Here is a 14,481-nt window from a genome sequence, read left to right as displayed (position 1 = left end):
TATTCCATGACCGAAAATGCAAGAACGGGTACCGCCGCGAACACAACATGTTGCGGACGGGCGGCTATTTCCGTAAAACAAGATCACTTAACACTAACCAGTCAACCAAATGAGTAACAAAAGATCGAACCTCCACAGGTATCTGCTGCGGCTAAAGCTGGTGTCGGCTATGCTGCTGCTATCGCTGTTGCAGGTAAGCGCCCGCGCCTTTTCACAGCCGGTGACCCTCCATGTTAAGAATGCTTCGCTCGAAGAGGTGTTCAGGAAACTACACGACCAGTACAAACTGGATTTTGTGTATGACGTTAAAATGCTGGGTAGCGCCCGCAAAGTAAGCGTCGCCGTTACCAACGAATCGTTAAAGTCTGTGCTCGACAAATGTTTCGACCAGCAACCGCTTACCTACGAATTGTTCGACAATACGGTGGTGGTAAAAGCGCTTAGTAATGCCGCGCCCAGGCAATCGAAATCTTTTACGGTTTCCGGGAAAGTAGCCGACAGCAAAGGCGGCGAGTTACCCGGTGTAAGCATCCAGCTGAAAGGCACGACTACGGCTACTGTCACGAACGAAAAAGGTTTGTACACCCTGCGCCTGCCGGAAGATACGGGCACACTGGTGTTCAGCTTCATGGGGTTTATTACGCAGGAAGTGCCGGTGTTAAAAAGAGCGCAGATCAACGTAACGCTGCAGGACCGCTCCACCGATCTGAATGATGTGGTGATCGTAGGGTACGGTCAGCAAAAGAAGATCAGCATGATCGGTGCACAAAGCACGATCCGTGCAGAGGAACTGAAGCAACCTGTTGCCAACCTCACCAACCTGATCGCGGGCCGCGTAGCCGGTATGATCGGTGTACAACGCAGCGGCGAGCCAGGTCATGACAATGCCGAAATCTATATCCGTGGTATTTCCACGTTCACCAATAGTTCACCCCTGGTACTGGTGGATGGTATCGAAAGAAGTTTCTCTAACGTAGACCCGGAAGATATCGCCAGCTTCAGCATCCTAAAAGATGCTTCTGCAACGGCGGTTTACGGTGTGCGTGGCGCAAACGGGGTGATCCTCATCACTACTAAACAGGGTAAGCCGGGCCGTGTGCTGATCAATGCACAATACGACCAGGGCATCACGCAGTTTACAAAGGTGCCTGAGTTTGCAGATGGTATCACTTATATGCAAATGGCCAACGAAGCTTCCCGTAACTCTTTTCCTACGCAGAGTGTTCCTTATTCAGAGGAGATGATTAAAAGAACGCAGGATCAGTCTGACCCTGATCTGTATCCTAACGTTGACTGGATCGGTACGTTGTTCGCAAAAAGTGGGCAAAACCGCCGGGCACGTGTAAACGCAAACGGTGGGTCGGACAAAGCGAAGTACTATCTCTCCGTAGGTTATTATGATGAAGATGGTTTGTACAACCGCGACCAGCTGGCAGGTTACGATAATGACCTCAAGTTTACCCGCTATAACTTTACCGCCAACCTGAACCTGGACATTACCAAAACGACCAAGGTGGATTTCGGTGCATCGGGCTGGATCAGCGATGGTAATTATCCCGGGAAAACATCTTCCGCAATCTGGTCGGCCGCCTACAACCTGCCGCCCATCGCCGTTCCGGTTAAGTATAGCAATGGACTCCATTCACAACTCAGAACGATCGACGTAACAAACCCTTACAACGATCTCACGCAAACAGGTTATGTGAGTGAGTTCAGAAGCCAGTTGTGGAGCAATATCCGTATCTCCCAGGATCTCGGCTTCTGGTTAAAAGGTTTGTCGGCCACGGCCATGTATAGCTTCGATAACTATAACAGCCATACGATCAACCGTACCAAAAGCGTAGAAGGCTACCTGGCTACCGGCCGCGATGCGGATGGTAATCTCATGTTCGACAGAACGGCGGTTGGGGACAGCTATCTTGGTTATTCCCGCAGCAACGGGGGTAACAGGCAGTATTATACAGAAGCCTCGATCAATTATGTAAACAAGTTCGGTAACCATGCTGTATCAGGTATGTTGCTGTATAACCAGTCGGATAAGGAAGATGCGTTTGCAGGCGACTTTATCTACTCGCTTCCATACCGTTACATGGGTTTGGCAGGAAGGGCTACTTACGGCTATGCAGACCGCTACCTGGCGGAGGTGAACTTCGGTTATAACGGCTCCGAAACCTTTGCCCCGGGTAAACGTTTTGGTTTCTTCCCTTCTTATGGTTTAGGCTGGGTGGTATCGGAAGAGCAGTTCTTCGAACCGGTGAAAAAGATCTTCCAGTTCATGAAGTTCCGTTACTCTTACGGCCTGGTAGGTAACAGTAACATCGGTGGCCGCCGCTTTGCGTACATCGGTACGGTGGGTACGGGTAACGGTGGTTATTCCTACGGCGCCAATGGCATGGACAATAACATCAGCGGTACCGACATTGGCGACTATGCGGTGGATGTAACCTGGGAAGAAGCAGAGAAATCGAACCTCGGTATAGAGATGCGTTTCTGGGATAACAACATTTCCCTCGTAGCAGACCTGTTCCGCGAGAAACGTACCGGCATTTTCATGCAACGTGGCGATGTGCCTAACTATGCAGGTATCCGCATCCTGCCATGGGCAAACCTCGGTGAGGTGCATAACCGCGGCGTGGACGCAACGCTGGAAGTAAACAAGAAAATTGGCAATGACTTCACCCTGGGCTTCCGTGGTAACGTTACCTGGAACCGTGCCATGGTGGTAGATGATGCGAAAGCTCCCTGGCCTTATCCATGGCAGCAGAACATCGGCCGCAAAATGGGCCAGCGTTTTGGTTACACCGCGCTCGGATTGTTCCGTTCACAGGAAGAGATTGATAACGCCGCCTATCAGACCGGTACAAACCGTCCGGGCGACATCCGTTATAAAGACCTGAACGGTGATGGTAAGATCGATAGCTATGACCAGGGGCCGATCGGTTATGGCAGCATGCCGGAAATCGTATACGGCTTCGGTCCGAACATCAGCTGGAAAGGCTGGTCACTGGCTGGTTGGTTCAAAGGCATCAGCAACGTAGATATCCAGCTGAGTGGCGATGGCTTCCAGCCGTTTAGCCGTGGCGGTAACCGTGGTAACCTGATGTCGAAGATCACCGACCGCTGGACGCCGGAAAATAATGCCGCCCGTCCGTTTTATCCTAGACTCACTTACGGTGCAGATAATATGAACTACGCCGGCAGCAACTGGTGGACTAAAAACGGAGCATTCCTGCGTTTGCAGACACTTCAGCTGAGCTACAACTTCCGGGAGAACTGGATGCGCCACCTCGGTATGTCTGACCTGAACATGTACTTCATCGGTTATAACCTGATGACGGTAAGCCAGTTCGACCTCTGGGACGTAGAGCTGGGTGATGGCCGCGGTGCTTCTTATCCGCTTACCAAAACCTTCAACTTCGGTATTAAATGCACCTTCAAATAAACGGCACAACCATGAAAAAAGCGCTTATTATATCATCGTTTGCGGCGGCCCTGGCATTTGGAGGCTGTAAAGACTACCTGGACCAGGTTCCCAACGACCGCATCACCATAGAAGAAGTTTTTAAAAAGAAAGAAGGCACAGAACAATACCTGGCCAATGTATACAGTTACGTACCCGACCTTTCCAAAATCTGGGATGGCTTCCCCTGGGTGGCTAACAGCGACGAGCTGGAAGTAAGCTGGGTGCAATATCCTACCTACAGGCTCGGCCTCGGAAACCTCAATGCCGGCACGGTATTGTTCGATACCTGGGGCATGTACTACCGTGCGATCCGCTCTGCTACTTATTTCATCAATAACGTAGACGGTAATACGGAAATACTCGCACTCAACGGGCAGGAACTGATCGATCAGTATAAGGCCGAAGCCCGCTTCCTGCGCGCGTATTACTACACTTTGCTGATGCAGCAGTTCGGGCCGGTCGTATTGCTCGGCGAAACAGAACTGCCTGCAGATGCGCCCGCGGATGCGATGCAGACAGACAGGAGCCCGTACGACAGCTGCGTGAACTACGTGGTGTCTGAACTCGACAAAGCTGCGGCTGTATTGCCTTTATTGCCCTCCCGCAACGGGCAGGTGAGCGACCTGGAATATGGTCGTGCCACCAAAGGTATGGCCCTCGCCGTAAAGGCGCGTTTGCTGCTGTATGCCGCCAGTCCGCAATACAACGGTAATACCGATTACGCGAACTTTAAAACCAAAGACGGGAAACAGTTTATTGCACAGCAGTTCGATCGCGAAAAGTGGCGTAAGGCAGCCGAAGCCGCTAAAGATGTAATCGACCTGGGTATATACAGCCTGTACCAGGACCCAGGGGGTAACGTGGCATTGTCCCTGCAGGATGTATATTTCAAAGCCTGGAACAGCGAGCAGATTTTCGTACGTAAATCGAATGACCTCAGCAACTTCGACGTACATGCAATGCCGCGTTCCGCCGGTGGCTGGAGTGGTTTGGCACCTACACAGGAAATAGTAGATGCGTACTTCATGAACGATGGTTTAAGCATCCAGGAGTCGCCTAACTACAGCGAATCCGGTTTCACCACGGTGAACGGGGTACAGGTATCCAACATGTACATCAACCGCGAGCCGCGTTTTTATGCGCATATCACGTATAACAACAGCCGTTTCCAGGGTGGTAACATGCAGGCCGCCGGTACGGTTACATTCTTCAAATCCGGCCCGAACGGGAGAGACGGTCACGCCACCGATTATTCCAAAACCGGTTACCTGATCCGCAAGAACGTAGGACCGTTAACGAACGTTGGCTCCGGTGGTACCGGTCAGCGGCAGAACCGTCCGCTGGCCATCATCCGCCTTGCAGAAGTGTACCTGAACTATGTGGAAGCGTTGAATGAATACGATCCGACTAATTCAGATATCGTTACTTACCTTAACCTGATCCGCAAACGGGCAGGGGTGCCCATGTATGGCGAAGGTCCGAATGCCTTGCCGGTACCCGCTTCGCCAGACGCCATGCGTGCAAAGATCCGCGCAGAACGCCGCGTAGAGCTGGCCTTCGAAAGCCACCGCTGGTTCGACATCCGCCGCTGGAAAATTGTAGCCTCCGTAATGGGTGACCTGCACGGGATGGACATCAACCAGAACGGGAACGATTTCTATAAAAGGGTAGTGGCCACCAGGCGGGTGTTCCGCAATGAATTTTACTGGTTCCCTATCAGCCAGTATGAAATGGACCGCGGCCGCCAGCTCACACAAAACCCCGGATGGTAAACCAATTGATTCACCTTAAGATCATTATCAGATGAAAATAAATAAATGGATCATGTTGATGGGCGGCGTTGCATTACTCGCCGGCTGTAAAGAGGAGTACGACCTGCCCGATCAGCCCTTGTCCCAATACATCAACGTATACATGCCGCAAGCCGTAAATAACCCGGTAAGCAAAACACTGGGCATAGCGGATACTGCCCAAACAATCGTATTCGGTGCCTGTTATGGCGGCCAGGATTATCCAACGGGCAATGTTGCCGTAAAGTTCAAACTCAGTCCCGAACTGATCGACAGCTTTAATACCGCCAACGGCACCAGCTACGAAATGCTGCCTGCCATCGGGTATGACCTCAGCGGGCTGGAAGCCACTATTCCCGCAGGAAAAGTAAACACCGAGCCGATGAAGATCAGCGTACGCACCACCGGCAGCAATGCGATCAAAGCATTGCGTACCTACGTGCTGCCGCTCAGCATCGAATCGGCCGGACTGAAGATCAATCCCACACTGCGTACCACGTTTTACGTGATACAGGCGCTGCCGAAGCTGGAAGATTATCCGGACTATGACCGCAGCCTGTGGAGCATCGCTGGTTTCTCTTCGGAAGAAGCAAATGGCGAAGGTGCCGGTAACGGCCAGGCGATCAACACGATCGATGATGATAAAAACACCTTCTGGCACTCGCAGTGGCAGGGCGCTTCGCCCGCTGCACCACACCACATCATTTACGATATGGGCGAAACCAAGGAAGTGCATGGTATTTCCTTTCTCGGAAGGCAGAACAACGGTAGCGGTAAACCTTCGTCCGTGACGGTGGAAACCAGTTTGGACAATGTTACCTGGGAGGTTGCCGGCACCATGGCGCTGGAGAATAACCAGAACCTGCAACGTAAGTTCCTGGCGGAGTTTAAACAGGCCCGCTATATTAAAGTAACGATCAACGCCGCCTTCAGCGCCTCTTTTTCAAGCATGGCGGAATTATGGGCATTTTAAAAGATAAATAAATTGAGAAGGATGTTTTGGTGGGGGATGCTGTTGCTGTCCTCCAAACTGTATGGAAATCCGGATACCGCTATACTGGCGCCAGTACCGGCAGAAATTGAAGACCCACGTTGCCTGGGTATTAATAAACAACCGGCGCATGCTACGCTTATGCCATACGAGAACCTGGAAGCCGCACTGGCCGGTAATCGCCACGCTTCGTCGTACGCACGCAGCCTTAATGGCAAGTGGAAGTTCAACTTCGTCAACTGGCCACAGCAACGCCCGGTCGATTTCTATAAGGAGGACTACGACGTATCCCGCTGGGACGACATCGAGGTGCCGAGTAACTGGCAGCTCAAAGGTTATGGCACCCCGGCTTACACCAACTACACCTATCTCTTTAAAAAGGATTTTCCTAAAGTGATGAGTACCCCGCCGGTCTGGTATACTTCCTACCGCGAACGGAATCCCGTAGGCAGCTATCGCCGCGAGTTTACCGTGCCCGATGCCTGGAAGGGCCGGCGGGTATTTATCACCTTCGATGGCGTGGATGCCGGCTTCTTTCTCTGGATCAATGGAAAGAAAGTGGGCTACAGCGTGAACAGCCGCAACGCCGCGGAGTTCGATATTACCAGTTTACTCAAACCCGGTAAGAACCTGGTCGCAGTAGAAGTGTACCGCTTTACGGTAGGCAGTTATCTCGAAGACCAGGATATGTGGCGGCTCAGTGGTATTTTCCGGAACGTAACGCTCTGGAGCAGCCCCGAAACCCATATGCGCGACTTCCGCATTAATACTTATTTTGATGCCGCTTACAAAAATGCCGACCTGCGTGTAACCACCAACGTAAAAAACTATGGAGCACAGGCTGCACCTGCCCGCCAGGTAAACATCGACCTGTACGATGGCCCTAAAGTGATCGGCACTGCCACGGCCAATGTACCGGCATTGCAGCCGGGACAGGAAGCGCCGGTAACAGCACTCATCCCCGTTAAACAACCCCGTAAATGGACGGCCGAAACGCCGGCATTGTACACCACCGTATTGAGCCTGAAAGAGAACGGCAAAACGACCGAGATACTCTCCACCCGCACCGGCTTCCGCCAGGTGGAGGTAAAGGGCCGCAACTTCCTGGTGAACGGCGTACCCGTAAAACTAAAGGGCGTTAACCGCCACGAGAACTGGCCGGAAACGGGCCATACCGTAACGGAAGAACAAATGATCAAAGACATTGAGCTGATCAAACAAGCTAACTGTAACCACGTTCGCACTTGTCACTACCCCGACGATCCGCGCTGGTACGAGCTGTGCGATCAGTACGGACTGTTCCTGTTATCGGAAGCAAACATCGAAAGCCATGGCGCCTGGGACGATTTTAATGAAGATGCACGCATCAAAGACGCCATCATTGATCGTAACGTAGCGAACGTGGAGTGCTTTAAAAACCATGCTTCCGTGGTGATATGGTCACTCGGTAACGAATGTGGCAGCGGCGGATCTAACTTCCGTGCGGCATTGGCGAAGGTGAAAACGCTTGATTCCACCAGGCCGGTGCATTATGAAGGTTTTGGTATCGGAAAAGATAACCCAGCCGACATCGACAGCCGCATGTACACCGGCACCGACTGGGTACAACGGATTGCAGAAGACAGCCGTTATACCAAACCTTTTTATCTCTGCGAATATGCCCACGCCATGTTTAATTCCATGGGTGGCGTAGATGAATATAATCGCCTGTTCGATGAATACCCTTCACTGCTCGGCGGCTGTATATGGGAATGGCAGGACCAGGGTATCTGGAACCGCATCGACCCAACACACCCGATCGTAGCCTTTGGCGGCGGCTTCGGAGAGCAACCCAACGACCACTATTTCATCCATAAAGGTGTCGTGTTCTCCGACCGTTCGCCTAAACCGCATTTCCCGGAGCTTAAGAGAGCGTATCAGTGGATAGATGTGCAGCCAGTCGACCTGTCGAAAGGACTGATCTCCGTTAAAAACCGTTATCAATTCATCTCCCTCGACAGCTTTAATGCTGCCTGGGAACTGACGGAAAACGGCAAACCGGTTGCTTCCGGCAAGTTGGGCACTGCGCAAATCGCGCCCGGTGCCGTTAAACAAGTGAGTATTCCATTTAAGCTGAAACCAATACCAGGTGCGGAATACCACGTGCGTATCGCGTTCAGCCTGAAGGATGCCGCTTCGTGGGCCCCTGCGGGTTATGAAGTAGCTGCAAGGCAGTTTGCGCTGCCATTGGTAACGCCCGCTGCTGCTATCCATAGCTCATCTGGGGCATTGCAACTGGATACTGCTAACAACCGCATCCTCATCACCGGTAAAGATTTCAGCCTGGAGTTCGATAAAAAGAAAGGCACCTTCGCCCGAATGGAGGCCAATGGCAAAGCCCTGTTAAACAATGGCGGCGGCCCGATGCTACACCTCTGGCGCGCGCCGCACCGCGACGACGACATGTGGGCTAACGAGGGATGGGATCGTGCTGGCCTGAAACAACTGAAGTGGGAAGCCAAAGAGGTGAACGCCACGCAGACTGACGCAGGCACGGTGAGCGTTAAAGCACAACTCATCGCCACCGGCAGAAATGGTTTCACGGTAACGCATAATGTGACATATTCCGTTTCCGGACAAGGTGTTATCAAAGCGAACAACGATGTCGTGTTCAGCAATCCAAAACTGGTGCTGGCAAGGGTAGGGGTACGACTGTTTTTAAACAAAGAACTCGACGCATTCCGCTACTATGGCCGCGGCCCGATGGAAAACTATGCGGACAGGAAATCTGGCGCGGATATTGGAATATACGGCAGCGCTGTGAACGAGCAGCTGACGCCTTACGAGAAGCCGATGGAGTGTGGTAACCACGAAGATGTAAGATGGGCGACGTTACTCTCCGCTAATGGCACCGGTATCAGGGCTGCACGCGTGGACAGCCTGCTGCAGGTTTCCGCCCTGCCTTATGGCGACGAGGAGCTGGACCGTACAGAATACAGGATCGATTTGCCAGAGCGTAAAGCGACGGTATTAAATATCTGCCACGCCACGTTAGGCGTAGGTTCTGCGGGATGCGGCCCGCGCCCCCTGGAGCAATTCCAGGTAAAGGCGGAACCCGTAAAGTTCAGTTATGAACTCCAGTTATTAGCACATTAATAATCATCATATCACGATGTATTGGCCATGCAATTCTTTGCGTGGCCTTTTTACGTAATATTGCGGGTATATGAGGCAGTTGTTTTTAGTGCTGGCCGGCGTACTCTGTTTAACCGCCGCTTCCGCACAGGAAAAGATTTACACCGGCAGCGGTAAAGCCGGCACCACACATTTCACCACTTACCTCCGCCTGCACGGCGACAGCGGTTTCGTTCGCACCGACTTCCGCCAGGACGGCGGCCATACCGATACGACCGTTACCCGGGGGTTCTATCGCGTGAGCGGTAAGTTTTATCAATTTGTTACCCAGGAGCCAAAGTTCTGTTTAAAACGCTCGGGCAGGAAGTTTTATCACTGTCATATCACCGGCGGGTACGAGCATGGCTGGTTTACGTGGTTGCTCACGCGGGGTAAACCTTTAAGGTTAATTACGCCGGATGCGGCTTTACGTAAACATATCCGCTAACCCCTTTCCAGCCGCAGTTTTACCATGTCTCTATGCTGCCTGGCCCCCGGAATGCGTTGTCCATCCTGCATCAGTAAGGTGCCTCCATCTTCTTTCAAATAACTTTTTATAGCATGCAAGTTCACGACGTGCGACTGGTGCGGGCGGATAAAACCGTATCGGGCCGGTCGCGCCGACTGTATATCGAACCGGTAATAGCGGAACCGGAACGTGGCCTCCGGGATGCCGGTAAATACCTGGCTGAAGCCGGGCATGCAGACCAGTAAAAGGGATAGCAGCAGGTAGCCGCGTTTCATATGTGTGCTAAAGGGCATAGGCTTTTTTTACAAAGTTGCCACAGCCGTGTGCCTTGTTCAAGCCCCGCCGAGCATTGGGTCGGTTTCGGTTAGGATCCGGGTTATTTCTTGTTAATAGCCTGCAGCATCAGGAAGAACGCCCCCTTTGGCATATTACCATGATCATAGCCCGCCAGTTCGTACAGGTGCGTGTTTTTATGTCCGGCCAGCTTCATCATCCTCGCTAAATATGCATTCTCCTCGTAACGGCCCAGCATTTCCAGTTCCCGATCGCCTGTATAAAGGTATAAAGGTGGTGCATCGGCCCGTACATGGTATAGCGGTGCATATTTATCGATCGTCGGCTGAATTTCCGGGTAGCCCTGCTCTTTGCGCACCGTGAAGTGGGTGATCGCCTGTCCGCTGAAGGGAAACAGCGCCGCAATGCGGTTAGCGTCGATGTTGTAGGGTGCCAGGTACTGTTTGTCCAGCCCGATCATCTCCGCCAGGTAACCGCCGGCAGAGTGCCCCGCCACGTAAATGCGGTTGGTATCGCCACCGTACTCCTTCGCGTGCCGGAACGCCCAGGCTACTGCTGCGGCCGCATCTTCTATATATTCCGGTGCCTTCGCCTGCGGGTTTAACCGGTAATTGGCGGCGATGACGATCATATTTTTCTTTTTCAGTTCGTCCGGTACCGATTTGCTTCCCCCGGTAATACCACCACCGTGGAACCACACGATCACCGGTGCATTACGCGCCTGCTCCGGGTAGTAGACATCCAGTTTGCACCGCTCTTTCATATAGGCCGTTTGCGCCCCTTCACGGTATGCCAGGTCGTTCTTTTGCTGGTAACGGGTATTGTCCTGTCCGATTACACTGGTGGACAGGCAGAGGAGAAAGAGTAGTACGCGGATCTTCATGGGTTTTAATATTTGTATAGGGGCAAAGAAAGCAAAAAAGTTGGATAGGTGGTAGGTATTGAAACATGGCCTAATTCTTGCACAAATTGCACAACCCCCTGAAATTATTGAAAAGTAATAACCATTCTTATTGAAAAACCCTACAAGGACTGCCACGGCAGTCCTTTCTCTTTTTAAAATAAATTAAGATTTCCATCATTTTGCGACTATCTTAGTGAGAGCGGACAAACGATGAGCAACGCATATAGTTTATAAAAAAGTATATCTGCAGTTAGATACGCAGCACCTTAACCTCACATGTCCCGAATCAACCAGGTTTTTATCACCAACATCTAAAAAGTTCATCTATGAGAAGACGAATCCGGTTATTAGCGATATGCTCGTTAATAATGGTCTTGTTGCCCGACGTCCTGATGGCGCAGCAGAAAACAATTACAGGCAGGGTAGTCTCCAACGAAAACGAAGCCTTACCCGGCGTTACCGTGAGAGTGCGCGAAAACAATGTGAATACGCAAACCGGTCCGGAAGGTAGTTATACCATCCAGGCCAGCCCGGGACAAACGATCGAGTTTTCCTACATCGGGTACCTCACCCAATCCAGGTTGGTAGGCGCTGCCAGCTCCCTCGACATAACCCTCGTGCCCACGCAGAGCGGGTTAAATGAGGTAGTAGTGACGGCCATGGGTATCAAAAAGGAAAAGAAAGCACTCGGCTATTCCGTGCAGGATATTAAGTCCGACGAGTTGCTGAAAAACAAAGATCCCAACCTGATCAACTCACTGAACGGTAAGATTGCCGGCCTGAACATCACCAATTCCAGCGGTGCGCCCGGCGCTTCGGCCTCGATCATCATTCGTGGTGGTACCTCTCTCGAAAGAGATAACCAGCCACTGTTTGTGATCGATGGTGTGCCCATGAGCAACAGCACCGGCCAGGGCGATAACAGCGCCTTCGACGGATCCGTGAACCTGTCTACCACCAACAGCAACCGCGCAATGGACATCAACCCCGAGGATATCGAATCGATCTCCGTGTTGAAAGGTCCGGCCGCAGCAGCTTTGTATGGCTTACGGGCAGCAGCGGGTGTAGTGCTTATCACCACCAAACGTGGTACCGAAGGCACCGTAACGGCGAGCGTCACCTCGCGGTTCGTGACTAACTGGGTAAACCGTTTGCCAGGACAGCAAAGTAAATACAAACAAGGTACCTCCTATAATGGTACGCCTACCACGCAAACCGCCATGTCATGGGGCGAAGAATTTGCGCCGGGCGATACCATCTACGATAACATGGGCGACTTTTTCCAGAACGCCCGTGCATTCGATAACAGTTTTAATATTTCCGGCGGTTCGAAGAACAACAAGTTTTTCCTTTCCGGTTCCTCCCTCGATCAAACCGGTATTGTTCCTACGACGGATTACAAACGTAATTCCATCCGCTTCAATGGCGAGCAGCAGATCGGCATCTTTACGGTGGGCGTAAACGCTTCCTACGCATCCAGCAATACCCAGAAGACCCTCACCGGTAGCGGTTTGTGGGGTGGCAGTGGTACTGGTTACATGGAGAGCATTATCGCCTGGCCGCGCAACGATAATATGAAACGCTGGCTGAACCCCGACGGATCCAAACATCGCCTGCTGCCTAACCTGCCGCTGGATACCGACGTTGACAATCCTTACTGGATCATCAACCGTAATCCACAGGCCGATAAAACCGATCGCTTCGTGGGTAATGCTTATGCGAGCGTGAAGATCACCGACTGGTTCGATGCCACTTATCGTCTCGGTTTAGATAACTATACCACCACGTTCAACAGCCTCATTGTGCCCGGATCGTCCGTAAAAGAAGCCTGGCAGAACGGGATGATTTCCGTTACCGATCAGCGTTTCAACTACGTAAACGGGAACCTGATGCTGAACTTCCATAAACAGGTAGGCGACTTCGACCTGAGCGCCTTGCTCGGTCATACGACGGAAGATACCTACACCCGCTCCACTTCGCTGAGGGCAGAGAACTTCCAGATACCGGGCCTCTATTCTGTGAACAATGCCGCGAATGCTAACCGTTACGCAACGGAGAACATTAACCGCAGAAGGCTAGTAGGCGTGTATGGCGACTTCCGTGCATCTTATAAAAACATGTTGTACCTGAGCGTGACCGGCCGTAACGACTGGACTTCCACCCTGAACAAAGATTTCCGTTCCTTCTTTTATCCGGCGGTGAGCGGTAGCTTCGTATTTACCGAGCTGCTGGAGCAGAACAGCGTGCTGTCGTTTGGTAAGGTACGGGCGTCCTGGGCGAAGGTGGGTAAAGATGCCAGCGCTTACGTGACCAACACCTATTTGTTCGGTCCGGAGCTCACCATCGGCGGTGGTTTCCGTAACTCCTGGACACAAGGCAACCCGGTACTGGAGCCTGAGCAGACTTACTCCACCGAGGTGGGCGCGGAAGTGCGTTTCCTGCGTAACCGCATTGGTATAGACGTAGCTTACTACGATAACCGAAGCGAAAAACAGATCCTGTCACCAAGAGTAAGTAACGCCACTGGTTACATTCTTAAAAATGTGAACGCTGGTTTTATCCGTAACAAAGGCCTGGAAGTAACCATCAACGCAAACCCTATCCGCAGCAAGGATTTCAACTGGGACGTAGCGTTAAACTTTTCTCATAACAAAGGTCGCGTAGAAAAACTGCCTGGTGCCATTACCATCCTGTATGTAACAGACGTGCAGATCGGCAACGGCAAAGCGGCATCTTTCAATGAAGATGTGTTTATGGGCATCAGCGGTTCTAAGTGGCAGACCGATTCCTCCGGCAACCTGCTGCTGGACTGGAATACCGGTTACCCGCTTACATCCGCTCTCACTACCGCAAAACTTGGCAACCGCGAACCGAAACTACTGGGCGGGTTAAATAACAGCTTAACCTACAAAGGCTTTAACCTGTCCTTTCTCTGGGACTTCCGCCTGGGCGGTGATATTTATAATGCCACCGACTACCTGTTAACCGTTTACGGCCTGAGCGAGCGCACGCTGAACAGGGGAGAAGATATCACCTTCACGGGGATGTCACTCAACCCGACCACTACAAAGTATGAACCCGTTACCCGCACGGTACAGGCAACCGAGAAATACTACCGCGACATTTACACCAACAACACTGCTTTCTTCATTGAAGAAGTGAACTGGTTACGCCTCCGTTCATTGAACCTGTCATACTCCGTACCACCTGCCATGCTGGGTGGTGTAAAATGGTTGAAAGGCGCCTCGCTCACCGTGTCTGCTAACAACCTGTTGCTGTTCACCAACTATAGCGGTATGGACCCTGAAACCAGCGCTGCTGGTGCAGGTGTAGTAGGATCTGGTTCCGTTGGTATTGATTACGCAGGCGTTCCGGCAACGAAGAGCGTGGCGTTTGGTTTAAATCTTAAATTCTAGT

The 14,481-nt window shown here is 51.9% G+C and carries 8 protein-coding genes; 6 read left to right on the top strand and 2 right to left on the bottom strand.

Annotated elements, in window-relative coordinates:
* Positions 1-109 precede the first annotated feature (109 nt).
* The 5 genes from MKQ68_RS12585 to MKQ68_RS12565 all read left to right on the top strand — a co-directional run bounded on the left by MKQ68_RS12585 (position 110) and on the right by MKQ68_RS12565 (position 9,845).
* On the top strand, positions 110-3,442 hold the full coding sequence (locus tag MKQ68_RS12585; protein ID WP_264283607.1) for a TonB-dependent receptor: 3,333 nt from the start codon (positions 110-112) through the stop codon (positions 3,440-3,442).
* A gap of 11 nt (positions 3,443-3,453) precedes the next feature.
* Entirely contained in the window at positions 3,454-5,235 is a 1,782-nt protein-coding gene (locus MKQ68_RS12580; protein WP_264283606.1) for a RagB/SusD family nutrient uptake outer membrane protein, read from the top strand.
* Between the two features lie 31 nt (positions 5,236-5,266).
* Positions 5,267-6,226 carry a discoidin domain-containing protein gene (locus MKQ68_RS12575; RefSeq protein WP_264283605.1) on the top strand — a complete coding sequence of 320 codons (960 nt, stop codon included), beginning with the start codon at positions 5,267-5,269 and terminating at the stop codon, positions 6,224-6,226.
* 21 nt (positions 6,227-6,247) lie between these two features.
* Positions 6,248-9,379, top strand: a complete 3,132-nt coding sequence (locus MKQ68_RS12570; RefSeq protein WP_264283644.1) for a glycoside hydrolase family 2 TIM barrel-domain containing protein — start codon at positions 6,248-6,250, stop codon at positions 9,377-9,379.
* A 70-nt stretch (positions 9,380-9,449) separates the two neighbouring features.
* A complete protein-coding gene (locus tag MKQ68_RS12565) occupies positions 9,450-9,845 on the top strand; it encodes a hypothetical protein (RefSeq protein WP_264283604.1) in 396 nt (131 codons plus the stop codon).
* On the opposite strand, the gene MKQ68_RS12560 is transcribed toward MKQ68_RS12565, so the two are convergent.
* Positions 9,842-10,159, bottom strand: a complete 318-nt coding sequence (locus MKQ68_RS12560; RefSeq protein WP_264283603.1) for a LytTR family transcriptional regulator DNA-binding domain-containing protein — start codon at positions 10,157-10,159, stop codon at positions 9,842-9,844. The two genes, MKQ68_RS12565 and MKQ68_RS12560, sit on opposite strands and share 4 nt — an antisense overlap.
* Positions 10,160-10,242: 83 nt before the next feature.
* Complete coding sequence (locus MKQ68_RS12555; protein ID WP_264283602.1) at positions 10,243-11,043, bottom strand: alpha/beta hydrolase; 801 nt, start codon at positions 11,041-11,043, stop codon at positions 10,243-10,245.
* A 347-nt stretch (positions 11,044-11,390) separates the two neighbouring features.
* On the opposite strand from MKQ68_RS12555, the gene MKQ68_RS12550 reads away from it, so the two are divergent.
* On the top strand, positions 11,391-14,480 hold the full coding sequence (locus tag MKQ68_RS12550; protein WP_264283601.1) for a SusC/RagA family TonB-linked outer membrane protein: 3,090 nt from the start codon (positions 11,391-11,393) through the stop codon (positions 14,478-14,480).
* Position 14,481 lies beyond the last annotated feature (1 nt).

Origin of the sequence: Chitinophaga horti (assembly GCF_022867795.2) — a bacterium.
Taxonomy (GTDB): domain Bacteria; phylum Bacteroidota; class Bacteroidia; order Chitinophagales; family Chitinophagaceae; genus Chitinophaga; species Chitinophaga horti.
This window is presented reverse-complemented; position numbering and strand designations above follow the sequence as displayed.